The sequence below is a fragment of the Paracoccaceae bacterium genome, from assembly GCA_033344815.1.
GTDB lineage: Bacteria > Pseudomonadota > Alphaproteobacteria > Rhodobacterales > Rhodobacteraceae > Roseobacter.
Genome location: JAWPMR010000001.1, coordinates 4,533,521 through 4,558,401, shown reverse-complemented (window position 1 = coordinate 4,558,401; position 24,881 = coordinate 4,533,521). Strand labels below are relative to the sequence as shown.

General features: G+C 55.7%; 13 protein-coding genes. 6 read left to right on the top strand and 7 right to left on the bottom strand.

Annotated features, from left to right (window positions below):
• From R8G34_21120 to R8G34_21105, 4 genes are all read right to left on the bottom strand, one after another.
• Positions 1 to 10,572 carry a hypothetical protein gene (locus R8G34_21120; protein ID MDW3225355.1) on the bottom strand — a complete coding sequence of 3,524 codons (10,572 nt, stop codon included), beginning with the start codon at positions 10,570 to 10,572 and terminating at the stop codon, positions 1 to 3.
• An 840-nt stretch (positions 10,573 to 11,412) separates the two neighbouring features.
• Entirely contained in the window at positions 11,413 to 12,192 is a 780-nt protein-coding gene (locus R8G34_21115; GenBank protein ID MDW3225354.1) for an ATP-binding cassette domain-containing protein, read from the bottom strand.
• Position 12,193: 1 nt separating this feature from the next.
• A complete protein-coding gene (locus tag R8G34_21110) occupies positions 12,194 to 13,306 on the bottom strand; it encodes an ABC transporter permease (GenBank protein MDW3225353.1) in 1,113 nt (370 codons plus the stop codon).
• A 75-nt stretch (positions 13,307 to 13,381) separates the two neighbouring features.
• Positions 13,382 to 14,332, bottom strand: coding sequence for a sugar ABC transporter substrate-binding protein (locus tag R8G34_21105; protein ID MDW3225352.1), 951 nt, complete (start codon positions 14,330 to 14,332; stop codon positions 13,382 to 13,384).
• A 187-nt stretch (positions 14,333 to 14,519) separates the two neighbouring features.
• Between R8G34_21105 and R8G34_21100 the strand changes: the two genes are divergently transcribed.
• A complete protein-coding gene (locus R8G34_21100) occupies positions 14,520 to 15,518 on the top strand; it encodes a LacI family DNA-binding transcriptional regulator (protein MDW3225351.1) in 999 nt (332 codons plus the stop codon).
• Here R8G34_21100 and R8G34_21095 read toward each other — a convergent pair.
• From R8G34_21095 to R8G34_21085, 3 genes are read right to left on the bottom strand one after another with little or no spacing between them, the layout of a single operon-like run.
• Complete coding sequence (locus R8G34_21095) at positions 15,511 to 16,665, bottom strand: Gfo/Idh/MocA family oxidoreductase (GenBank protein MDW3225350.1); 1,155 nt, start codon at positions 16,663 to 16,665, stop codon at positions 15,511 to 15,513. The genes R8G34_21100 and R8G34_21095 overlap by 8 nt on opposite strands.
• 12 nt (positions 16,666 to 16,677) lie before the next feature.
• Complete coding sequence (locus R8G34_21090; protein ID MDW3225349.1) at positions 16,678 to 17,571, bottom strand: TIM barrel protein; 894 nt, start codon at positions 17,569 to 17,571, stop codon at positions 16,678 to 16,680.
• 28 nt (positions 17,572 to 17,599) lie between these two features.
• Positions 17,600 to 18,694 carry a Gfo/Idh/MocA family oxidoreductase gene (locus R8G34_21085; protein MDW3225348.1) on the bottom strand — a complete coding sequence of 365 codons (1,095 nt, stop codon included), beginning with the start codon at positions 18,692 to 18,694 and terminating at the stop codon, positions 17,600 to 17,602.
• A gap of 124 nt (positions 18,695 to 18,818) precedes the next feature.
• Between R8G34_21085 and iolD the strand changes: the two genes are divergently transcribed.
• From iolD to iolG, 5 genes are read left to right on the top strand one after another with little or no spacing between them, the layout of a single operon-like run.
• Positions 18,819 to 20,687: a 3D-(3,5/4)-trihydroxycyclohexane-1,2-dione acylhydrolase (decyclizing) gene (iolD, locus tag R8G34_21080; protein ID MDW3225347.1), complete on the top strand. Its 1,869-nt coding sequence runs from the start codon at positions 18,819 to 18,821 to the stop codon at positions 20,685 to 20,687.
• Positions 20,687 to 21,664, top strand: a complete 978-nt coding sequence (iolC, locus tag R8G34_21075) for a 5-dehydro-2-deoxygluconokinase (protein ID MDW3225346.1) — start codon at positions 20,687 to 20,689, stop codon at positions 21,662 to 21,664. The genes iolD and iolC overlap by 1 nt, the downstream gene beginning before the upstream one ends.
• Positions 21,665 to 21,675: 11 nt before the next feature.
• On the top strand, positions 21,676 to 22,518 hold the full coding sequence (locus R8G34_21070; protein ID MDW3225345.1) for a 5-deoxy-glucuronate isomerase: 843 nt from the start codon (positions 21,676 to 21,678) through the stop codon (positions 22,516 to 22,518).
• Positions 22,515 to 23,345: a class II fructose-bisphosphate aldolase gene (locus R8G34_21065; protein MDW3225344.1), complete on the top strand. Its 831-nt coding sequence runs from the start codon at positions 22,515 to 22,517 to the stop codon at positions 23,343 to 23,345. The genes R8G34_21070 and R8G34_21065 overlap by 4 nt, the downstream gene beginning before the upstream one ends.
• A 1-nt stretch (position 23,346) precedes the next feature.
• Entirely contained in the window at positions 23,347 to 24,336 is a 990-nt protein-coding gene (gene iolG / locus R8G34_21060) for an inositol 2-dehydrogenase (protein ID MDW3225343.1), read from the top strand.
• Positions 24,337 to 24,881 lie beyond the last annotated feature (545 nt).

Genomic DNA, 24,881 nt, shown 5'->3' with positions numbered 1-24,881 from the left:
TTAAAGGATAGCGGTTTGAGCGGCCCCGGATGCGTCCTCAAAAACCACCTCGACTTGAGCAGGTATTCCGCCCCCAGCCGCAGCAACATTGAATGCTGTCACACCGCCCACTTCCAGATCGCCCGTCGCGGCATCAAAGCTGGCCAGCCCGGTGATATCGTTGACGCCGTTAATGGCATTACTGAGGTCGATCTGATCCCCTGCCCCAAAGTCGGTAATGAGATCTGCAATATCAATTGGACCCGAGGACAGAACAAAGTCATCCGCGCCCGCGCCACCCGTCAGTGTGTCGAGACCGGCACCACCTTCAAGCGTATCATCCCCTGCACCGCCGTTCAGAATATCAGCGTTGTCCGAACCGATAGCGATGTCATTACCGATCCCCAGATCTACCGTGTATCCGGATGTTGCAGTACCGAGGTCGATAAAATCGGACCCCCCCATGAGTTGGAAGTCCGTGATACCGGCATAGGAGCTGCCAGCCGCATCCCAGATCACCGCGTCATCATTGCCAGTGCCTTTGGCGATTGTACCGCCCAAGGCCGCGTCGCCAGTCACATCAGAAAGAACCGCACGCGCGATGCCATCCGGGCCAACAACAGTCGCGCCCGTGTCTTGCATCTGCAGCGTGTCGAAATCCAGCTCGGCGACATTGGCAGAACTTGCAGGCGTGCCCGCGCTGTCAACCACGTCATATTCCAAGATCGGCGTGCCGACATAGCCTGGCGGCACGGTGATCGTGACATCCTGGCCCGCGACCTGAATTTGAACGTCCGGATCCGGGGATGACAGGTTTTCAACCGTCAACGGTGTATCCGCATCCACGGCATTGGACGTGAGGTCGGCGAATGTCAGCATGATAGAGGTATCAAAGGTCTGAGGCACGTCAACTGTTCCGGTTATTTCCGGACGCGCGTTTATGGTAATATCCAATGCTTCCGGCGCAGATGTGCCGTGGTTTGTTGTCGCCACAACCGTCCCATCAATCGGGTCTGCAACGGCGGCGGGCACGGTCAATGCCAATGCTGCGATCATCAGCGCGAAATCGGCAGGCGCGAGAGCACCGCGTGTCACTGTCAGCGTTTGCCGGTCGGGCGACAGAACACCATCGCTTGGGACAACGCCAGCTGCCAGGGGTGCTGAAAAGCTGACGACCACTTCTTCCAGTGTTTCCGACGGCACAGCTTGCGTATCGGTGACGACTGCGTCGATGCCCAACGGTACATCATAGTCGCTCCCATCCGGCTGAACAGCATCGATTGCAGTGGTGGTCAGATCCAGATCCAGGGTTCCCGTGATGTCGAGATTGACCGTCGCCACATCCGAGTTTTCCGTATCAGTGTAGCTATATTGTGCGCTCGTGTCAGAGGAGACCGCAACGACGCTTAGACCCGCAGTGCCCGCAAAATCGAGCGGCGGGACAAATGTAACCAGCCCGTCCGGCACAAATGTGGCATCACTGCTGCCACCGACCACGGCGGCGGGAACTCCGGGCACTGTTACAACACCACTGGCGGGTATTGTTTGCGCAACGCCGTCAATCAATAGCTGGCTTCCAAGCGGCACAGTGACCTCAAACGAAACCGTCTCGTGCGGATCCGGAGTGGTGCCTTCAAGAGTAAGCGTATAAACCGTACCGTCATCTTCCAGGCCCGTATTTGGCGATACATCAGCCGTCACCGTCGGCTTGTCCGCGTCTGGTAAAACCCGCAGCAGGAACTGTGACGACGCCGAGGCCTGATCAAAATTGCCCAGTTCCAGCGTGTTCACACTGATATTGATCGGCACCTCAGCCAGGATGGTTGGATCCAGGCTGTCCGGCGTGCGGCTGTGTTCCTCTTTCAGGCTGATCGTCAGCGTGGAGAAGCTGTCGCGCGATACGGTAAACGTACCGTCCCCATTATTGATGACATTGCCGCCCAGCACAACATAGTCCGGAAGCGGTCCAATGAGGGCAGACACGGCTTCCGACCCGTCCTGATCGGGCGCAATCCCAGCCAGGATGAAATCCGAAAACAGCACGGGTTTGTCTTCGACAATTGTCACGATCGGCACTGGGTCCAGCGGATTTGTGACCAGGGGCAATCCAGTCTCCGTTGGTGTTTGGTCCGGGTTGTAATTGAAGACCGGCGTGTCCGCGACTGGTATGACATCAATGGTTCGCGTCACGGTACTCGTGAGCGTTGAATTATCAATGTCTTCTGTTGTCGCTGAAACTGTCAGTGTAAGCGGCCCACTGTAATTGGGCGTTGGGCGCACTTCGAGACCGGCAAGCTCCGCAAGTGTCAGTGAATATTGCGACCCGGATCCGCCATCTGGCGTGATCAACCCCAAAGGTCCAAACAGTTGCGCTCCCAGATCTCCACTCAGATCGATCACAATGTCGCCGGTTTGGCGTTCGCCGCCATCGACACTGGAAATCTGAATATCCGCGGCAAAAACACCATCTTCAAGAATGGAAGCAGGTCCACCGATGTCGATGGTCGCGCCATCCACGACCGGATTGATCACCGTCACGAACTCACCGGCATCGCTGCTGAAAACTTCACAAGTGTAGTTGTTCAGAACCGACGTGAATTCGATGTTTTGCAGAGAATCGTAGGGATCAGCGTTCCCGAGCGTTTCACCCGTGGTGAAAGGATTGTTCAGCGACGATTCATTTGGAGGTGGTGTATAGATGAGGCTCCCGGAAGTTACGGTGCCAGCCGACCCAAGTTGTGCAAAATCAATCACATACTGACCCGTTACTGGATCAAACAAGACGGCACTTGCGGGTTGCGCGGAAAGCGTAGCGCCCGGTGGAATTGTTAATCCAAGACCAAAGTCACCCGAGACGCCCAACGGCAGCGTAGTCAGATCATCAATGGTGGCCCAAGGCCCGCTTGGCACAAGCTCGATCTGGAACGCGTTTGCTGTATCCTCATCGCCGATCCCCACCAACCGGAGTTCTGGGATAGGCAGCAGGCGCGGATCATCCGGCGGGCAATCTGGCGGTGTGACGCCGTTGCCCGATGGCAGCACCAAAAGCGAAAGCGCTTCGGATTGCACACTGCCACCCGGCAAGGCTTCGATGGCATCCAATACATCCTGAATGCTCGTCGTTGGCCCCACAACCGGGATGCTCGACGTCTCTGCATCCGCTTCGAGAACAATCGCATTGATCGTCATGTTGTAGTAGGTCGGTTCCGTCAAACCTGTCGGGCGCACGATCAGATTGTTCAGCTGTGCTTCGGAGACGATATAGCTGCCCCCTGTAGGATCAACCGGTGTGCCGCCTGAGAACCTGATCCCAGCAGGCACGTCCGTGATCGCATAGTAAATCGTTTCAGACCCATCCGGCGCACCGTCCGCAAAGATGATTTCGCCACGGTCCCCGACAATCGGGTCAGCCGCTGTAAACGGGTCTGAGACACCCGCAAAACCGTTCTGCAGAGCCGTGTCACTCACACGCTGCGTCAGTTGGAAAACCGTATCGTCATATCCGGCATAGGAATAAACGAGGTCTGCATTCCGGATACCGTCGGTAGTGCCTGTTGGCAGATAGACGGCATTGATGTCCGACTCCTGAATGCCACCCGTTGTCAAATCCGGATCTGCTTCCTGCAGGTCGATGGTCGGCGTATCCGCAATACCTTTGACGCTAATCGTAACGGTGCCGGTATTGGTGGTCTCCGCTTGCGGGTTTGGTGGATCGCCCGGATTGAGGGGATCAATGTCCTCGCGGTAGGTCGCGGTCACATCAAAAACGACAGTATCGAGGCTACTGTCCTGCCCGGGCAGCACATGCAACGTGTTTGCCTGCGCCAGCGAAACCGAATAGGTGCCAGGCTGGCCAGGTTGCGACAATATCTCATTGTCATAGACTGGATCACCGGCAGCATCGACACCAACCTCATTGGGCACACCATCAAAGAAACGAGGCAAACGACCTTCTGAATCTGCGATCACGTTGGAAATGATATAAGGTCCGACAACGCTTTCGGGTGACCCGGCAGAAATACCTGAATTGTCGATAATATTGCCATCAAGCTGCACCAGTACCGCCGTGTCTTCCGTGGTTGAGGCGATTTCGCTGGGGTCCCCGCCGTCCGCAACAGGTGTTATCACGATGTCTACATTCACCAACCTGCTTAGTCCAACTCCGCCGCCGTCCGCTTCCTGTGTGACGATATCGATCTCAATCGGAATTTTTCCGGCGGAATGCAGCGGAATGCCACGCAGTTCCAAGTCGAGCCACTGATCGCTCTCAAGGCTCCAGTCGGCTGTTCCATCGTTGTTCAGACCGGTCAGTAGCGCAGGGATCTTGGGACCTGTCGGGTTCGCCAGATCAGTGACATATACTGTTATGCCGCGCGGAATGTTGCGCAATACGGTCGCAATAATTGTCTCCGAGCCATCCATGTCATCAATGAGCGGAATGAAACCGAACGGCAAAACACCGCCAGCATCATCTACGATCTGCTCGTTGCCGGTTTGAAACAGGTCAATTCTGCCAAAATTGTTCACCGGATCCACATCCACATCCACGGTGACATCCGCGCTTACCTGCGCGGTGCTTGCCGAGTTGTCATCCGTAACGGTCAGTTCGAAATTGAGATCGGCCCCGAAAAAGTTGCCATCGGCGCTGAACGGGTCACTGTCATCCCGATCCACGTCATAATCTTCATAGAGCGCTGGATAGACGGCAACTGACCCTGCAAAACTGATCACATCGGGTTGGAAGGTAATGGTCAGAGCACCTGTTGAGGCATCAAATTCAGCGCTGTCAATCTTGGCAAATTCGGCGGCTGTCATCGGGCCACTGCCATCCAGTGCGAAGAAATCTGCTTGCGACAAACTCACACTGCCATTTGTTTCGGCGATGCCGATCCAGGAAGTTGGCAGGTTGGTGATCACCAGCGTCTCGAGCTCTTCGGAACCGTCGGTATCTGGCGTGGACGCGTCGAGACGTAAAAACGCCTGCACCTGCCCCGGACCGGACCCGTCCGCTGTGCTCTCTTGCAAGGTGAGCGTATTCGCATTCGATCCGGACGCATCGTTTTGGCGGGCCTGAACCGCAGCAAAGACTTCTTGCGGGCTTCCTGACTCAACAAAACTACCATCCGTCACGAAAAGTCCGGCATCCAACGTTGCCTCGGCGGTCGGCCGCACGGTCAGAACGTTTTGGAAAGCTTCGCTACCAAAATTGTCCAAAGTGCTGTTCTCGGCGTCACCGGTTTGTGTCTCACTCCAGGTCACATCCCCATCGAGCGTCGCAATGCCCGAGAAGTTCTGCGGAAAACTCAGGCGCATCACCGTAATCGCAGAGGAAAATTCCGCATCCGTAGCACCGGCCGCACGCGCAATCTCGAACTCAACGACATTGTCGCCCGCAGTTGTGTCGGTTTTCGTGACATTCACAAAAGCGTCTTGTCCCCGAAAGTTCAGTCTTATGTCCGAGTCACTGGCCGGATCAAACACGTCGCTTTCCGTATCGACCGTGACGGAAAATGTGACCGCGTCAAAGCGTTCAGAGCCGTCAGTATCGGTCAGCGAAAAACCGGGCGTGAAACCCGCATCTATGAACTTGCGCCCATTGATGTTTTCACCACTTCTTCGGTTGACGGCCGTCAGGTTCAACGTGTCGATAACTGCATCAACATCCACGTTAACACTGTCCTGCGCCGTCGCCGTATTGTCGGACAGACCGGCAGCAGTATCCACCGCCGTCACGGTGGCGACAAGATCAGAACCAACAATCGTATCCACGTCGCGATCATCATCCGCCAAAGGCGTAACCCGCAAAGCCGCATCCAGTGTCGAAACGCCAGGGTTCAATGTGATGGTAAGCGTTGTACCAGTAACGGTGGCGCTGGCGATAGCGCCACCACCTTGTTCAAAGAGCGCAAGGTTGACTGGTCCATCCCCCGTGCGCAGCCAACCCGCCGGAACATTTTCAATAGTGACGTCAACCAGCGTTTCCGAACCATCAAGGTCCGGCGTCGACGCGTCGATTTCGAGCAGGAAAGATGCATCTTCTTTTACCGCGAAATTGTCGGCGCCCACCACCTCTACGGCGGCTTCACTGGCATCAACGCTCAGCGAAATGATCGGCTCTGCAACTGGCGTGACGCTCACAAGGAACGAAACGCTTTGTCCCGCAGCGCCTGTTTCATTCGTCAGAACCGTTGGCGTGACGGTCACAATTCCTGAAAAATGCTGTGGGAAACTGGCAATCTGAAGTCCCGCCAAAGCGGTAGCGTCGCCCGTCCATGTATTTGCCGCAGCCGTCAAGACGGTACCATCTGAAAGGAGCGTGGGCCCATTTGATGACAACCCGGTAAAGGCCACGGAAATGTTGCCCTGCACGGTTTCGGAACCGTCTATATCGGTTACCGCAACCGCCAGATCAAGATCAATCGGCGTCCCGAGGTCTTCGATCACGATAGGTTCTGATCCGGAGATGGCGACATCGCCCTCCGCGCTGACCGTGACAAAGAACGTATCTGAGGCCACACCGCCATTGGGCGTAGCGAGGGTCTCGCCGTTCAAAAGGGCTTCATCGGTCGTGAAGGTCACATCGCCCGAAATGGTACTGGCCGGGCTCTCTGTCGAGAAATCATCCGGAAGGCGGACAATGATCTGCTGGTAGTCAGCAAGCGAGTTCACCGACACCGGGAAAGTACCCGCGTTGATCGCGCCAAATGACGCGCCATTGTCAAAGGAAATCTCGCTCCCTGTAGGCAGTCCGGACAGGTTCGCCTCGATCAGAGCAATCGACTCCGATCCGTCCGCGTCACTGGCGGTTGCCGTCAAAGCGCTGGCCAGGGCAAACTGGACAGGTGCCTGGGTCGTCGCATCAGAGTCACTGACGCCCGGCGCATCGTTTTCCGACAGGTTCAACGTGCGCGGACCCGACAGCGTAATGTCACCTTCCGGTGCCACGTTGACCTCAAAACTTTCGGATACTGTGCCGCCTTCATCCGTTGTCGCGACAACTGTCCCGGTCAAAGCACCAGTCTGCGACTGCGTGGAATAGTCGGCAGGCAGGCGGATGATCAGGCCGTCATATTCCGCCAATGTGCCAGTGAAATTAAGCGTGGCAGGTGCCGGGTTGAAATCCACGCCATTGATGGAAAACAACGTCCCTGCGGGCAGGGCATTGAACGTGACATCCACCTGGGTGATCGTTTCTGACCCATCCACATCCGTCGGCACCGGAGTCAAAACGTCAGAAGGTGAAAAATCGACCGGCGCGTCGGTTTCCTGCAGATCCGCCGTGCCAGTCACATCAATGCGCACGTCGCCTTCTGGCGTAATCCGCAGATTCACAGGCACGGGACCAGCCGCCCCATCAGAGGAAACAGCCGATACCGTTCCTGCAATAACGCCGCCGGGCAGAGCCGGACCCGTTACGGACTCTGTTGAGTAATCGGTTGGAAATACCAATCGCAAGGCCGCGTATTCTGCCGGTGTACCGGTAAACGTAAATGCGCCCCCATTTGCCGGATCATAGGTAATGGATGAAGCAGGCACGTTTTGCACCAAAACGCCCGGCGGTAAATCGGAGAGCTCCAGCGTGATGGATTGTAAAGTTTCCGCGCCCGGACCCGTTTCCGTGACGCTGATCTGCCAGGCCTGCGATGGGTTCACCTCGACCGTGGCGTCGGTTTCAGCGGTCACCAGATCGCTGACCGCAAAGTCGATGTCTGCCGTTGGCGACACCACGATGACCTGACTGCCATTCTGGCTGCCTTCCAGCGTAGTAACAGTTACGTCCGCCGTCACAGTACCGGAATAATTGCCCGGCAGTTCGAGTGCGAGGTCGCGTGCTTCCTGTACGGTTCCCATCCACTGGTTTCCGGTAAGCGTCCCTTCTGTGACCGTCGTGCCCGCCGGCAAATCCCCAAAGGTTATGTCGACCACGGCGCTGAATGGGCTTCCGGGCGTTTCCGTCTCAGAACCGTCATCATCGGTAATGGCAATCACAAGGCCCAGCGGAACCGTCACGCCCGCAGTGCTGTTGTTGTTGCCGCCGTCCTCTTGCGCATCAATTCGCAAAGGCACCGTCAAGGCGATGTCATTAACAAAACCCACATTTACAAAGGCGTCGGCAGTGGCCTGACCAACCTCATCTGTGGTGATCGTCGCACTGACCATGATCGGCATGTTGACAGATGCTGCGGTTTCGGACCGGTTCGCGGTGGAAAAATCCGTTGGGATCGAAAATTCAATGGCCGCAAATACCGCCCGCACATCCCCGACATCACTGCTGTTCAGTGTGACAGTTAGCGTTTGTGTCTGGTCTGCCGCGGTGATCAAGGAAACAGGTGCGCCAGCGGGCAAGTTCAAGATATCTGAAAGTGTATAGGCCGGACCCCCGGGCAGACCGGTGATCGTCAGCACCAATTGATCAATTTGCTCTGATCCATCCAGATCCGTGGCCTGAGGGTCCAAAAGCTGCCCCAATGCAACGGTCTGTGTTGCCTCGGCTTCGGTCAGATCTGCAAACGGCAACACATCTATGGCAGCATCACCCTCTGGCGTAATCGTCAGGCTCACAGCCGCTTGATTGTTACCTTCATTTGAGATGGCAGATACCGTCCCAGTAATCGCTACCGGGTTCACGCCTGTTGAAAAATCCGTCGGAAACGCGATGCGCAAGGCACTGTATTCCGCTGGGGTCCCCTCAAAGGAAAAAGCGCCACCGTTTGCCGCATCATAGGTGATTGTGGAGGTTGGCACGTTGAGCGCTAAAACCCCGGCCGGCAAACCCGACAATTCCAGCCTCACCAATTGCAATACTTCACTCTGGTCATTGTCACTGACTGTAACCGCCCAGGTTGCCGCAGGATTCACGACTACTGGTGCATCGGTTTCATCGGCCGCGATGGGATCATTCGCGATATCGACATCGGCCGAAAAGTCAACTTCAATTGTCTGGGACGACGTCACTGTCCCTTCATCGGTTGTTGCGGTGATCACCGAGGTTACAGTGCCCGAGTAGTCCCCAGGAAAGGTCAGTTGCAGTGCGTTGGCTTGTGCTTGCGTGCCTTCCCATCGTCCCGTGGCAGGATCAAACATGCCGTTGCTGGGCAACCCGGTGAGAGTATCTTGAAAAGTCGTGCCTGCAGGCAAATCGGCAAAATCAATCGTGACAAGCGCGTCGGATTCCGAACCGTCATCGTCTGTGATTGCGATACCAAGGTCGAGTGCAACTGAAACGCCGGACCCGTCGGCGCCATTGCCGTCTTCGGTCGCAAACCTATCCGGCGCCGCTATGTCGACATCAGGAGTGGCTTGGACAACCAGTTCAAAGTTTTGTGTATCGCTCGCGCCTTCGTTCGTCGTGGCACTCAGAACGCCCGTGATCGTGGAGCCTGGATTGGTGGTCGAAAAATCGGCAGGCAAAGTCAATACCAGATCTTCGTATTCCGCAAGCGTGCCTGTGAATGCAAAAGTGCCGTTCGTGATGTCAATTCGAGTGCCGTCGCCGGTCGTGATAAACGGGTCGCTGAGCAAACCCGTCGGCAAACCGGTCAGTACCAGACTGACGCTGTCCACGACTTCAGAGCCATCGGCATCTGTGGGAACTGGTTTCAGAGCTTCGGCCAAGGTCATTTCGACCGGCCCATTGGTCTCTAACGCCTCCAAAACACCCGTACCCTCAAAACCCAAATCGCCTTCGGGTTCTACCGTGATCGGCAGATTGAAATCCGTTGTGCCGCCAAAGCTCGATGTTGCCGTGACAGTGGCGTCCAAGTCGCCCGGCGTTGTATCAACCCGGCTTTCTGTCGAAAAATCTGCCGGGAAATTGAGAACCAGAGCCTCGTAGGCCTCTGGCGTACCGGTAAAGGTAAACGTCTGAGTCGCGCCATTGGAAACGAAGGATCCCCCGGTCGCCGTTGTTCCCACTGGCAGATTGGGCAGGGTGATCGTGATCGACGTGATTGCTTCGCCGTCCGCCGCATTGCCCGCGCTGATTCCAATGAAATCAGCAAAACGGAATCCAAGAGCACCGTCCGTTTCAATCAACCGCGCCTCACCCAACAGTTCGAATTGAACATCGGCTTCGCCGGTCCCGCCATCCGCACCTACATCGCGCTCCCGAAACTCAGGAAATGCAAAATCAGTGGGTGGTAACAGGGGAGAAATACCGATTCCGTTCAGCGGATCGCCGATATCAACCGGATCTTGTTCTCCTGATCCGCCGGGAGGACCTGCAGGCGCACCAGCTGCAACAAATTCGCTGACCTCAATCGCATCCGCTATCGTTTGCCAATCGTCTTGAGCGAGCGCGACTGTCACCACATTCTGTGACGGGACGCTCAATTCGTTTGCTGTGATGATAAAGTCGCCTTTTGCACCATCCAACAGGCCCACGATCTGGCCATCCGGCTGCACAAAGAGCAGATCATCCCCAAGAATCAACGGCTTTGAGATGTCTGTTCCCTCGGGAAAATACACGTCCGACTTCGAAGAGGTGTCCATGAAAATGAGGTCAATGCCGGCTTGCCCTTCTTTCAGGCTCGCCATGATTTCCATTAGCTCTTGTTGTGTCGTTTCATCAGAAACTTCGAACTTATCACTCACAGGAACATCCCTCAAAAAGATGTAAAAACATCAAGTTACCCTCATCATCGTGGTTCATCTGATAAACCGCGACACCATATTTCGACTGCCAAAAGTACACGGCCCTTGTGAGCCGCCGGACGCCTTTTACGAGCCACACTTTGCTCACCATTTAAGCGACCGGGCTTAGTTAATGATCTGTTTCGCGTTATAGTTACATTTTATTGTAATTCACATCAAATTTGAAAGAACTTGTAGGTTAATTGCAGGGGAATTACGTGGCGTTCGTCCCCGCCCGATTGATGTTTTGATTCGTTGCGCAAGATCTGGTTTGATGAACGCGATGTCGTTCTTCCGACAGCTGGATCAGGATAGTGCCCTTAAGCAACGCAATCTCTAGTCCGAGCCAAAGAGGCCCGGCTAAAAATCCGTCTACAAACGTGCCAACGCGTGCAGCTTCATCGCGCAGATTTGACAACAGCGCGGCGGCACTGCGGCACAAAACGAATTGCATTGAGTTTGCCAGACCCAAAACTAAATATGGGACCGGGTCGCGCACTCAAAACAGGTTGTCCAAGGTGATCCCGACGAATGGCACTGTTGCGTAAACAGCAGAGTATCTCTGCCTTTTAAATGAAACGGAACAGACTCCAACGCAGAGGCTGACGCGCGACTCCAGCGATATCCGGACTCGCATCCACACTTGTCACCACCAGTGTGATGCAAACCAATTTGAACGACCGAGATTGCACTCTCAGCGCGGGCTGTTTCCCGTCGAGCGTGTAGTGGGCCGGACAAAACCGACAAGCAATTTTCAGTATTTCCCGACCATAACGGCGTTGTTGCCGTCAGCCCTGCACATCAAACTGTGCCGCCCAGGCTTCCTTCCAATGCAACCATATCCTGTCCCCCGGCCATCAGGTCCTGTAGCTCTTCAGGTGTGATCTTGCCACGCTCTGCTGTGCCGAGCGTCTGACCGCGATTCAAGACCGTGAACCTGTCCCCAACCGCCATCGCGTGCCGGACGTTGTGGGTAATGAATACCACCGCAATCCCTTGCTTGCGTACCTTGTCGATGGTTGCCAGCACATTGGCCGTTTGCCGTACGCCCAAGGCGCTGGTCGGTTCATCGAGGATCAGGACCTTTGCTCCAAAATGCACAGCGCGCGCAATCGCGACGGTTTGACGCTCACCGCCCGACAATGTGCCCACGGCCTGATCAGGCCCGCGCAGATTGATACCCATTTTGCGCATTTCTTCCATCGTGACCCGATTGGCATAGGTGTGATCGAAGAAATCAATTGGCCCGATTTTCTTGACCGGCTCGTTGCCCATGAAAAAATTGCGGCTGACGGACATCAGTGGAATCATTGCCAAGTGCTGATGAACCGTCGCGATACCAGCTGATATCGCATCCCTTGGGTCGGCGAAATCAAGCGGTTTGCCTTCAAAGATGATGTCACCGGATGTGGGTTTGTGCACGCCCGACATGGTTTTGATAAAAGTCGACTTGCCCGCGCCGTTATCACCCAGCAGACAGTGGCATTCCCCGGCGAAAACGTCGACAGAAACCCCGGCCAGGGCGATCACCCGCCCGAAGTGTTTTTCAATGTTCACCATCTGGATGATTGGATCAGACATCTTAACGCTCCCCTGTGATGATACGGCGGATATAGGTGTTCAGGATGACTGCAAAGAGCAGGATCACTCCAAGAAATACCCGGAAAAGCGAACTTTCAACGCCCGCAAAAAACAATCCCTGCTGCACCACACCGAAGATCAGCGCGCCGAGAGCCGCACCGATGACGGAACCATATCCCCCCGTCAGCAATGCACCACCAATGACGACGGCAATGATTGCCTCGAACTCTTTGAGCAAGCCACGATCCGCCCCCGCAGAGCCAAACTCCATGACCTGACAGGTCGCAAAGACCGTTGCGCAAAAGGCGGTGAACATGAACATCGTGATTTTGACGCGGTCCACCGGAACACCGGAATTACGCGCGGATTCCGGATCTCCGCCGGCTGCAAAAATCCAATTCCCGAATTTGGTGCGCGTCAGCAGTATGTGACCGATCAAAACCAACAAAAGCGCCCAAACGATCAGCATCGGGATGCCGTCCACGACAGGTTGCCCTTGCCGCGTGCCGCGCTGGAAGACGTCAATGACGCCGGCATCCCCAAGCATCTGGAAAAAGCCACCGAATATCTTGGCACCAAAAAGGGGCGCCAGCCAATCTCCCTCTGCGGCTTCGCGGATACCGCCGATGATGGTTTTGCGTTCAAGCGTTTGAGGGATGAAAATCGTGAATCCGCGCAGAATGAACAGGGTGGCCAATGTGACGATGAAACTGGGCAGGCCGGTCTTGACCACAATGTACCCATTGACTGCGCCAAAGCCGACGCAGATTACAAAGGTAATCAGGATTGCGATCCACATCGGAAGTTCCATGGTGACGCCGAAAATCGCGATCATCATACCGGCGAAACCAATCATGGATCCGACACTGAGGTCGAATTCCCCGGATATCATCAACAGACAAGCGCCCACAGCGATGATCACAAATTGCGCGGAAACTACAGTCCAGTTCATGATGCCTTGGGCATTGAACATGCCGCTGTCGAAGGCAAAGAGCAGAAAGAAGGTAAAGACGGCGACGGTGCCCACGATGCCGCCCAGTTCCGGCCGGATCAGCGCTTTGCGCAGCCCGGAAATTTCCTTCACGCGCTCGTCGGTCGTTTGAGCATCTGACATCTGTATGTCCTTTGAGAGGATTGAGAAAAAGAGGGCGGCCCCCGCCCCGCGCGGATGCCGCCCTCTTTGTTCTGCTTAGCGGTATTGACCCGCGAACTCTTCGACTTTGCCCAATGCGTCCTTGGTCACGAAGCCCGGTCCAGAGTTGATGTTGTTGCCTGGCAGAACACCGTAACGGTCATAGTTCGTCAGAACCACGACCGGCAGATAGGCCTGCAGGAACGGCTGCTGGTCGATACCCCAGTTGATGATGTCGTCCTTGATCGCGTTGACGATCTCGGTACCCAAATCGAAAGTTCCGAAATAGATATCCCCCGCAATGCCCATTTCTTTTACGGCTGCGATCGTCGGGTCTGCCGAGGTTGGCCCAAGCGTCAGGATTGCATCCGTTTCAGGGTTGGCCGTAAGGTAAGCGGTGACACGGTTCTTGATCTCTGCCGGGTCCTGACCGGAATCGATCATGCTATCACCCAGATCAACCCCCAGACCATCGGCGAAACCACGGCAGCGTTCGCCCACAACGGTATTGGAAATCACATGGTTGACGCAAACAAAACTGCCGATGCCGTCGCCCTTGGCACGCAGACCGGCGGCATAACCTGCGTCATATTCAGGCTGACCCACAAACATCAAGGCGCCGACTTCGCGTACTTGCTCAGGGGTACCTGAGTTCATGATGATCACATTGATGCCTTGATCCACAGCGGATCTGATCGGACCACTCAGCACATCAAAATCCGCCAGCGTCGTGATAATCCCGTTTGGACCGGATGCTGTTGCCTGCTCGATGATGCGTGCCATATCCGCCAGATCGCCTGTGGGTGGGTTGCGGTATTCAACTTCAACACCCATCTGCTCGCCCGCCAGTGCAATGCCGTTCTTGATGGTATTCCACCAACTGTCACTGTCCGGAGCGTGGCTGACCAGAATGTATTTTTCGCCTTCCGCAGCCGCATTAGTCGCAGCCATAAAAGGTGCGGCGACAATTGCCGTGGCCAGCACCAGTTTCTTCATCAATGATGTCATGTTTTCCTCCCAAGGTTTACCGTTCTCATGGCAAAAGAGCGACCTGCGTCGCCTCTCCGACTCCAGCTAAGCACACTCACATTTTTTTTGCAACCGGTTGCAAAATTGCTCTTTGAAATTCATACTTTCAAAAGGATAAAGCGGCGTGACACCCTCACGGCATCGCAGAAAACGGATATGTCGGTTCATGGCCATCACATTGAAAGAGGTTGCCGAGCGCGCCGGAGTATCCCGATCTGCCGTATCGCGCGCCTTCACGGATGGGGCGTCGGTTTCCGAAAAAATGCGGCGCAAAGTAGAAAAAGCCGCAAAGGAACTGGGGTACAGCCCGAATGCTCTGGCATCTTCTCTGACCACCGGGCGCACCAAATTGATCGGCCTCGTTTCCAACAACTTCCACAATCCCATTTTTCTACAGGTTTTTGACCTGTTTACGCGCGGCCTCCAAGACCGCGGCCTGCGACCCTTGCTGGTTAACCTGACGGATGAAACAAATCCGGATGCCTCGGTACGCATGTTGCGCCAATACTCCGTGGACGGTGCTGTTGTTGCCTCCTCCACGTTGTCGCCCGAGTTTGCACAAGCGTTTCGGGATGCCGGGGTTCCCGTTGTTCATAGCTTTGGGCGGTCTTCCAGTGCACCGCAGGTACATGTTGTCGGAATTGATAACGTTGAATGCGGGCGCATGGCGGCACGTACCCTGATCGCGCGGGGATATAGGAAGATTGCCTTCCTGGGTGGTCCCGAAGACGCCACATCCACTCAAGACCGTTACGCAGGTTTCTTTGAAGTTTTGAACACCCAACCCGGATTGGAAACCAGTTATTCCTTTGCAGAGGCCTATTCCTTTGATGCCGGGCGCAATGAAATGCTCCGTTTGCTGACCTCAGACCCGGCGCAGGCCTATTTTTGCGGCGATGATGTTCTTTCGATCGGTGTTTTATCCGCGATCAGGGGCAGTGGATTGAACGTACCAGAAGACATCGGGATTATCGGTTTGAACGACATGGAAATGGCGCGTTGGCAGAACATTGATCTGACCACGATCCACCAGCCAATCCGCCAGATCGTGACCTCTTCCATTGAATTGATGGTCGCCATGCTGGACGACCCGAACCGTTACCCGGAAGCGCGCATTTTTCCCTGCTCCGTTGTGGAAAGGGGGACGTTGCGCCCCCTTACCTGAACATCGGCGGGCGTGCATCAAGCCATGCACCGTCCTGTTTGCCGGATGCAGCAACGGCATAAACCGCAGCCATGGAGCGCAACCCGTCTTCGGCGCGCGGATAGAGGTTGGCCGCCGGATCTATCGGACGACCTTCTTTTTGTGCGTGAATTGCTTCGGCCAGATCGCTGTAAATATTGGCGAAAGCCAGCGGCATCCCCTCGGCGTGCCCCACAGTGACGCGGCTGGTGCGATCTGCCTCGGGCGACAGATTGCCTTCGCCACGCTCGATGACCTGCAAGCGTCCATTGAGCGGCATGTGATAGAGCTGATTGGGCTGTTCTTGTGCCCAGCGTAACCCTCCGGTCTCCCCAAAAACCTGGAGTGTCAGGCCATGCTGACGTCCGAGCGCGATGGAAGATGTCCACAACCGCCCGACAGCCCCGCCATCCATCCGGAAATTGACCATCGCATCATCTTCGAGTTCACGCACATCGATGCAGGACACCGTATCCGCGCTCAGGCGTGTGACTTCCTGCCGACAGACAAAAGACGCCATATGCATCGCATGGATACCGCAATCCGCAAATTGCGCAGACACCCCGGCTTGTGTCGGATCATAGCGCCAGCGTACACGCGGATTATCGGCGTCTGCTGCATCTGCATGATGGCCGTGAGCGAATTCCGCCTTGACCAGACGCACTTTTCCAATGTCGCCTCGCGCCACCATCGCCCGCATGTGGCGGACGAGAGAATATCCGGAATAGCCATAGTTCACGGCGCAAATCCTACCGGTTGAACGCGTGAGTTTGACGATTTCCTCGCCTTCCTCGACGGTCATTGTCATTGGCTTTTCACACAGCACATTGAAGCCATCCTCAAGGAAAGCTTTGGTGATTTCAAAATGGGTCGCATTGGGCGTCGCCACCGTTACCAGATCCACGCGGTCCTCCCGTGCCTTCTCGCCTGCCAACATGTCTTGCCAACTCCCGTAGGCACGATCCCCAAGCCCCATACGGCGTCCGTAATTGATGCCTGCGTCGGGGCGGTGATCCAGCGCTCCAGCCGCGAATGTGAAAGCGCCGTCCAAGCCTGCACCCAGACGATGTGCCGGACCGATCTGACTGCCTTCTCCGCCGCCGATCATGCCCCAGTTCAGTTTTTCCATAATCTGGCTTCCCTACTTAAAACCGATGGACTCAAGGTATTCGCGGTTCGCCTTTGCGTCCCCGATCGGATCAGGATCCAGCGTCGGGTCGCAATCTTGCTCTACCGTGCACCATCCTTCAAAACCTGCGTCTATCAAAACCTGCCGGACAGCGGCAAAATCGACGTCGCCCTGCCCGAGATTGCAGAAGATCCCCTGACCGCAGGCGTCATAAAACCCTGTCCGTTTGGCAATGACATCCGCTTTGACCGCAGGGTCAATATCTTTGAAGTGCATGTAAGAAATGCGTCCGATGTGGCGCTTCATAAAGCCAACCGGATCAAACCCTGCATAGGAATGGTGACCTGTGTCAAAACAGATCTTGAGAAGACTTTCATCCACCTCATTCAACAAACGTTCCAGCTCTGGTTCGAAATCCATGAACCCCGCCGCATGTGCATGTATGCCAACCGTGAGACCGTATTCTTCGCTACCCATCCGCGCGATGGTGGCAATGCGGTCCCGATAGGCCGCCCATTCGGATGCGTCCATCTGCTCGGCTTCATCCGCGCGCCCGGCAGTCGGCGCCCGGCGTGGCGAGATGGAATCGATCAGGACCAGATGTTGCGCACCATGCGCCGTCAACGCCTTACAAGTGCGCGTTGAAGCGTCCAGCACATCCTCCCAGGCTTCCGCGTCATGAAACGGACGGAATACCACGCCACCGATCAACTCAAGATCGTTTTCCGCAAGAGCGTCGCGCAAAACAACCGGGTCTTCGGGCATGAAACCCACCGGTCCCAATTCAATGCCTTTGTAACCAGCGGCGGCACAGTCTTTCAGGACCGACTGCCATGTCGGGTTGCGCGGATCATCCGCAAATTCCACGCCCCAAGAGCAGGGCGCATTGCCAATTCTCATCGTCATCTACAAGCCTTTCGTTTGCTTACACTGACTAAACGTTTTGCCATTTTTCGGCCTGAGCTGATCGCATCGCCGCATCTATGATGCAATTCACATCGTGGCCATCCTGAAACGTGGGCCATGTGTTTTCGCCCGTCTCAATCGCATGCAGAAAGTCGCGTGCCTCAATGATGATCTGATCCTGATAGCCGGTGCCATGCCCCGGCCCCTGACAAAGCGGCAGGTAATCCGGATGCGCCGGGCCGGTCAGTATTTTGGTGAATCCGCGCTCTGCCTCCGGCCCGTCCATCCGATATAGCCAGACCGCATTCTGGTCTTCCTGGTCAAATCGCACAGCACCTTTTGTGCCAGTAATTTCATAGCAATAGCCCATTTTCCGCCCCGTTGCGATACGGCTGAAATACATCTGCCCCATGGCGCCATTGGCAAACCGGCACATCATTTGCGCGTGATCATCATTAGTAACCGCGCCACCTGGGCGGGATTTATGCACCGTCTCGACTTCGGCCATGACGCGGGTGATCGGCCCCATCAGCGCCAGAGCGGCGTTGATCATATGTGGCGCCAGATCGCCCATCGTGCCATTGGCATGTCCCTGCGTCCGCCATGAGGCCGGCGCTTGTGGATCAGCGTAAAAATCCTCGGTGTGCTCGCCGCGAAACCAAGTGATTTCGCCAATCTCACCCTGCGTGATCAACTTGCGGACAAACTGGCTGGCTGGGGTGCGAATGTAGTTAAACCCAACCATATTGGGCACACCCGCCGTCTGCGCCGCCGCGACCATCGCACGGCTGTCGTCCAGTGACGCGCCTAGCGGTTTTTCACAAAACACTGGTTTGCCCAGCGCAAGAGCCGCTTCAGCTATGGCACGGTGTGTTTCCTGCGGCGACGCAATAACGATACCCTCTACCTTGGGATCATTGACCAAATACTGCCAATCGCCTGTTGCGCGCTGAAAACCATAAGCATCGCGATACTTTTCGGCGCTTTGCAAACTTGATGCGCAAATCATTTCGAGCCTTGGCCGCAGAGCAGTGTTGAACACCGCACCAACCGCAGACATGGCCACTGCATGGGCTTTCCCCATATATCCACCGCCCAGGATACCAATTCCAATCTGTGGCATGGCAGGGATCTCCCAATATGGAAATAAAATTTGCAACCGGTTGCAAAATCAGTATCGTGGGAATCGAAATCCCGCAAGTCGCATTCGGTAGTGCATCGAATTTTCCTGAAGGGTCCAAAGGACAATGACAGCCTCAACAGAAACAATCCGCCTGACCACGGCGCAGGCGATCATTCGCTGGCTTTCCAGTCAGTTCATCGAGATCGACGGCGTGGAAATGCGGGTCTGTGGCGGCGGTTTCGGCATCTTTGGACATGGCAACGTGACATGTCTGGGCGAAGCGCTCTACGACAGGCAGACGGAACTGCCGCTTTACCGTGGGCAGAACGAACAGAGCATGGGCTTCGCTGCGGCAGGCTATGCCAAGCAATGGCTGCGCCAACGGTTCATGTTCTGCACAGCCAGCGCCGGTCCAGGTACTTCAAACCTGCTGACAGCGGCTGCTTTGGCGCATGCCAATCGGCTGCCGATGTTGATGCTGTGTGGTGATACGTTCCTGACACGCCTGCCCGATCCGGTATTACAACAGCTGGAGAACTATGGAGATCCGACCTGCGGGGTGAATGATGCTTTCAAACCGGTGTCACGGTATTGGGACCGGATCACCCATCCGGCACAGGTCATCCAATCCCTGCCTGCCGCCCTTGCCACCTTGCTTGACCCTGCTGATTGCGGTCCTGCGTTTCTGGGATTACCGCAGGATGTTCAGGGTTGGTCGTATGATTACCCGACAGTGTTCTTTGACAAAAAGATACATCGCATTCGCCGCACTTCGCCGGACGTGGCGGAGATTTTGGATGTCGTTGAATTGCTGAAATCTGCCGAGCGTCCGATGATCATCGCTGGAGGTGGTGTGCAGTACTCCCGTGCCACCGACGCGTTATTGCAATTTGCCGAGGCGCATCAAATCCCGGTTGTAGAGACAATCGCAGGACGCGCCAATCTCTTGAACGATCACCCCCTGAACATCGGGCCTATCGGTGTGACGGGCTCGGACAGCGCGAATGCCGTGGCTGAGGCGGCAGATGTCATTCTGGCGGTCGGGACGCGCTTGCAGGATTTCACGACTGGCTCATGGACCGCCTTTGCCAAGGATGCGCGCATCATTTCGCTCAATGCAGCGCGCCATGATGCGGCAAAACACCGATCCCTGCCTGTTGTGGCGGACGCAAAAACCGCGCTTTTGGCGTTGGCAGACGCATTGAGCTACAAAACACCACAAAAATGGGTGGAATTTGCGCAATCCGAACGCGTGAAATGGAACGCCTATGTCGCCGAAAACATCGCGCACGGAAACCGACCCAATTCCTATGCGCAGGCCATTGGCGTTGTGAACGCGCTGTGTGATCCACGGGACCGTGTGGTAGCCGCGGCGGGGGGATTGCCCGCCGAGGTTACCGCCAACTGGCGCACCCTTGGTCTTGGGACCGTCGATGTTGAATTCGGGTTTTCCTGCATGGGATATGAGATCGCCGGGGCCTGGGGTGGGCGCATCGCGCAATGCCAGCGCGAGTCGGACAAGGACACCATCGTATTTATCGGTGACGGCTCTTACATGATGCTGAATTCAGACATCTATTCTTCGGTGCTCAGTCAGAAGAAACTGATCATACTGGTTCTGGACAATGGTGGTTTTGCGGTCATCAACAAGTTGCAGAACAACACGGGCAATGAAAGTTTCAACAACCTGATCGCGGATTGCCCGACCGTACCGGAACCTTTCGGCGTGGATTTCGAGGCCCATGCGGCAGCACAAGGCGCGATTGCCGAAACGGTTTCAAATCCGTCGGAGTTGGGCGATGCGTTCATGCGCGCCAAAGCCAGCGACCGAACCCATGTGATTGTAATGAAGGTCGATGCCTATGAAGGCTGGACCACTCAAGGCCATACCTGGTGGGAAGTGGGCACGCCCCATGTCAGCGACAACGCCAAGGTCACACAAGCGCACGTTGATTGGGAAGCCAGCCGCGACAAACAGCGAAAGGGCGTGTAATGACGCTGGCTGGACTCGCGGAAGGCAGCTTCCTGGTGATCGGGCGCGTCGGCATGGACCTTTGCCCTGAACCTGCCGGTACGTGTACGCGCGACGCGGAAACCATGGTTGTGGGCATGGGCGGCAGTAGCGCGAACATCGCCGCAGGCCTTGTTAAACTGGGCTGTAAAGCGGCGCTTGTGACTTCGGTTTCTGACGATGCTGTAGGCTGGTATTGCGAAGGGCAATTGGACCGTTACGGTGTGGAGCGCACCTATGTATCGCGCATTCGCGGCGAAGAACGCACCTCGCTGGCGGTCTATGAAACCCGTGTCGAAGACCATCAGAGCGTGATTTATCGCAACAATGCAGCTGATTTTCAGATGACGGTCAACGATGTCGAGGCGGTGGAATACACCCGATTTGGCGCGCTGATCACAGCCGGTACGGTCTTTGCGGCAGAACCCTCGCGCTCTGCGGCTTTTCGGGCGTTTGAACTCGCGCGCGCTGCGGGTTTGCCGATCATTTTTGACGTGGATTACCGCCCCTATAGCTGGCCCTCCCCTGAGGTCGCCGAAGAGGTGCTGTCACGTGCGGGGGCGTTGTCTGATGTCATCGTCGGCAACGACGAAGAATTCGGTTTCATGGCCGGCGACATCAACAAAGGCCTCGAAAAAGCCCGCGCACTCGCAACCACAACAGCCAAAATCGTGATCTACAAAATGGGCCATAAAGGCGCTATCACCTTTGCCGACGGGCAAGAGATGCGCACCGGTATCTATGCCATTCAAGCCGTTAAACCCACTGGGGCCGGGGACAGCTTCATGGCCGGATTTCTGGCTGGGTTGACCGAAGGGCGCGCGATGAAAGAGGCCGTTTTACGCGGGTCCGCGTGCGCCTCGGTCGTCGTGGCTAAAACCGGTTGCGCTCCTGCCATGCCCGACACCGCAGAGCTTGAAGAATTCCTCGCCACGCACCCTGGCCCCTCAGAAAGTTAAAAGGAAACGCCATGCATATTGCGCCCTATGACAACCAAAACAAACCTATTGTGGACGCTGGTGACGATCTGGTGCCGCTGAATTATTTCAACATCGTGAAGCTCAAGAAAGGCGAGGTGTTCGAATACGCGGTACCGGGATATGAGACCTGCATCGTACCCGCGACGGGAACCGTCGATGTGGATGTGGATGGCGCTGCCTTCGCCAAATTGGGAAACCGCACGGTTGATGTCTGGGATGGTGAGCCCGAAGGCGTCTACGTGCCCGTTGGTGCAAAGGTGCGCATCACCTGCCTGACAGATGCCACCGAAACCTTCATCGCAGGTGCTAAGTACGACAAGGTGCTGGAACCATTTGATGTGCGTGCTGACGGGCTCGACAAGGTGCAATACGGCTCCGATGACACGAAAACACATCGTAAAATCAAACACATACTGGGGGCGAACCATCACGACAAAGTGGGTCGCCTTCTGGTTAGCGAATTATACACGGTGGGCCAAGGTGGCTGGTCTGGTTTTCCGTCTCACAAACACGACACCGACCGTCTGCCGGAAGAAACCCGTCATGACGAGACCTATAACTTCCGCTTCAAGCCGAATTACGGTTCCGGCGTGCAGATGTTGCAGCGTGAAGAGGGCAAGGCGGGCGATGCCTACCACATCGTGGATGGCTCGACGATCATGATCGACAAAGGTTATCATCCCTGCGCTGTTTTACCCGGTTATGAGATGTATTACTTCACTATTCTGGGCGGTCTGTCACAGCGCAGCCTGAAACAGTTTTTTCAACCCACCCATGCCGAACAACTCCACACCATTCCGGGTATCATGGATATGGTGGCGAAATTTAAATGACACTCGTAACACTGGCTGATGTACTGCAGCCTGCGTTGAAACATGGTTATGCGGTTGCCGGGCTGGTGACCCTTGGCTGGGAAGACATGCGCGCTTATGTGGCAGCCGCCGAAGCCGAAGAGGTACCGGTCATCCTGCAGGCTGGTCCATCTTGTCGCGCACACACCCCCCTGCCCGTTCTGGGCGCAATGTTTCGATATCTTGCGGAAAATGCCAGCGTCCCTGTCGTTGCGCACTTGGATCACGGCTATACCTTTGAGGACTGCAAGATTGCCATCGAAAGTGGTTTTACGTCGGTGATGTTTGACGGATCGCGTAAACCCTTGCCCGATAATATTGCCGAAACCGCAACCATCGCCGACATGGCCCATGCCGCAGGGGTTTCCTGTGAAGGTGAGATCGGGTTTGTCGGCTATTCAGGCGGCGAAGCCTCCGCCGGCACCGACCCGGACGAAGCCGCCCAATTCGCCCGCGACACGGGCGTAGATGCCATGGCGATTTCCGTGGGCAACATACATTTGCAACAGGACAAGGCAGGCGGTCTTGACATGGACCGCATACGCGCCATTGAGGCGGTCACGGATGTTCCCCTCGTTATCCATGGCGGCTCTGGCGTACCGATGGATCAGCGCCGGATCCTGTCGCGCGGATCATCGGTCTGCAAATTCAACATCGGCACGGAACTGCGCATGGCGTTCGGAGCAGCCTTGCGCAACTCGATAGACAGCGATCCCGACAGATTTGACCGGGTCAGCATATTGAAAGACACCCATGACCCGATTGTCGCGGCAACACGCACTGTCTTAAACGGTTTCAAGGGAGCATAGTATGTTGAACATCGGGCTTCTGGGATGCGGTCGCATTGGACAGGTTCATGCGCGCTCGATTGGCCAAATCGATGGCGCAAGAGTCTCCGCGGTCGCAGATGCTTTCAAGGAACCGGCAGAAGCGCTGGCATCAAAAACCAACGCAAGCTTGCTTACGCCTGAAGGGCTTATCGAAAGTCCAGACGTCGATGCAGTTGTTATCGGGACTCCCACGGACACGCATTTCGATTTGATCCATGCGGCGGCCAAAGCCGGCAAGGACATTTTTTGCGAAAAACCGGTGGATTTGGCGGCAGATCGAATTCGCGTTTGCATGGAAGCGGTAGAGTCATCTGGCGTGGCCTTCATGACAGCCTTCAATCGCCGCTTTGATCCGAATTTTGCAAATCTTCAGGCGCGCATCACCCAAGGAGAGATTGGGGATGTTGAAATCATTACGATCTTGTCGCGTGATCCCACCCCGCCCCCTGTAAGCTATCTGAAAACGTCAGGTGGCATTTTCCGTGACATGATGATCCACGATCTGGACATGGCGCGGTTCTTATTGGATGAGGACGTGGTGAGTGTATACGCAGTGGGTGCGGCGCTTGTGGACCCGGCGATTGCCGCTGCCGGTGACGTGGATACGGCCGCTGTGACGCTGACAACAGGGTCCGGGAAAATTTGCCAGATCTCAAATTCGCGTCGTACGACCTACGGCTATGATCAACGCATCGAAGTGCATGGGTCCAGGGGAATGCTGCGCGCCGAAAACACTCTGGAAAACACGATCGAAATCGCCACGGAAAGCGGCTTTCAAAAAGCCCCGGCACTGCACTTCTTTCTGGAACGATACGAGGCAGCTTACCGGGCTGAAATGATCCATTTCGTCAAGGCATTGACCTCGGGAAGCCCCGTGACGCCCGATATGAATGACGGTTTACAAGCGCAAATTCTGGCGGATGCGGCTTCGCGTTCGTTTTCTGAAAAAACGCCCGTCGACATCGGGTGACAAATGGATTGATGAGCGTAATCCATCGTACCAAACTCGGCCATACGGGCTGAAACCTCGGCAAATTCTACCGTAAAGATTGCCTTGTTGGACGGGAAATACGCAATCGGAACCCGTGAAGAGTGGAGCCACGACATCGCGAAGCTTTGGCTACAGCCACGAAGTCATAATTGACGTGACGCGGGAGCGCTGCGTGATATTTCTTGCCCTAAAACCAAGCCCATTAAGTGCGCTTCAGTCCCTGTTGTTTCAATCCACTCAGCGCGCCCCCCTGCCGTTTCTCCAAAGCGGGCAGAATCCTATCCAACCCCGTTAAGATGACTGCGCAAACCATGGCAGAGATACACATCGTAAATATTTGATTGGTGGACACATTCCTCATGTCCCCGCGTGGTTAATTGATGTCGACGCGCGCCTTACCTTCAATGAACAAACACACAGAAACGTCGAAGAAATCGGTGCATGAAGACCTTTTTCCAGCTCTCGAACGTCGACACGTTGCGACACTGCATGTTCAGGCGAAAGGCCGCGCCCGGGTGCCAGCA

Bases quoted from the DNA above. Each gene is read 5' to 3' on its own strand.
- iolG (MDW3225343.1), top strand. From the start codon at position 23,347: ATGTTGAACATCGGGCTTCTGGGATGCGGTCGCATTGGACAGGTTCAT.
- R8G34_21085 (MDW3225348.1), bottom strand. From the start codon at position 18,694: ATGCCACAGATTGGAATTGGTATCCTGGGCGGTGGATATATGGGGAAA.
- R8G34_21100 (MDW3225351.1), top strand. From the start codon at position 14,520: ATGGCCATCACATTGAAAGAGGTTGCCGAGCGCGCCGGAGTATCCCGA.
- R8G34_21115 (MDW3225354.1), bottom strand. From the start codon at position 12,192: ATGTCTGATCCAATCATCCAGATGGTGAACATTGAAAAACACTTCGGG.
- R8G34_21110 (MDW3225353.1), bottom strand. From the start codon at position 13,306: ATGTCAGATGCTCAAACGACCGACGAGCGCGTGAAGGAAATTTCCGGG.
- iolC (MDW3225346.1), top strand. From the start codon at position 20,687: ATGACGCTGGCTGGACTCGCGGAAGGCAGCTTCCTGGTGATCGGGCGC.
- R8G34_21105 (MDW3225352.1), bottom strand. From the start codon at position 14,332: ATGACATCATTGATGAAGAAACTGGTGCTGGCCACGGCAATTGTCGCC.
- R8G34_21070 (MDW3225345.1), top strand. From the start codon at position 21,676: ATGCATATTGCGCCCTATGACAACCAAAACAAACCTATTGTGGACGCT.
- R8G34_21095 (MDW3225350.1), bottom strand. From the start codon at position 16,665: ATGGAAAAACTGAACTGGGGCATGATCGGCGGCGGAGAAGGCAGTCAG.
- iolD (MDW3225347.1), top strand. From the start codon at position 18,819: ATGACAGCCTCAACAGAAACAATCCGCCTGACCACGGCGCAGGCGATC.
- R8G34_21090 (MDW3225349.1), bottom strand. From the start codon at position 17,571: ATGACGATGAGAATTGGCAATGCGCCCTGCTCTTGGGGCGTGGAATTT.
- R8G34_21065 (MDW3225344.1), top strand. From the start codon at position 22,515: ATGACACTCGTAACACTGGCTGATGTACTGCAGCCTGCGTTGAAACAT.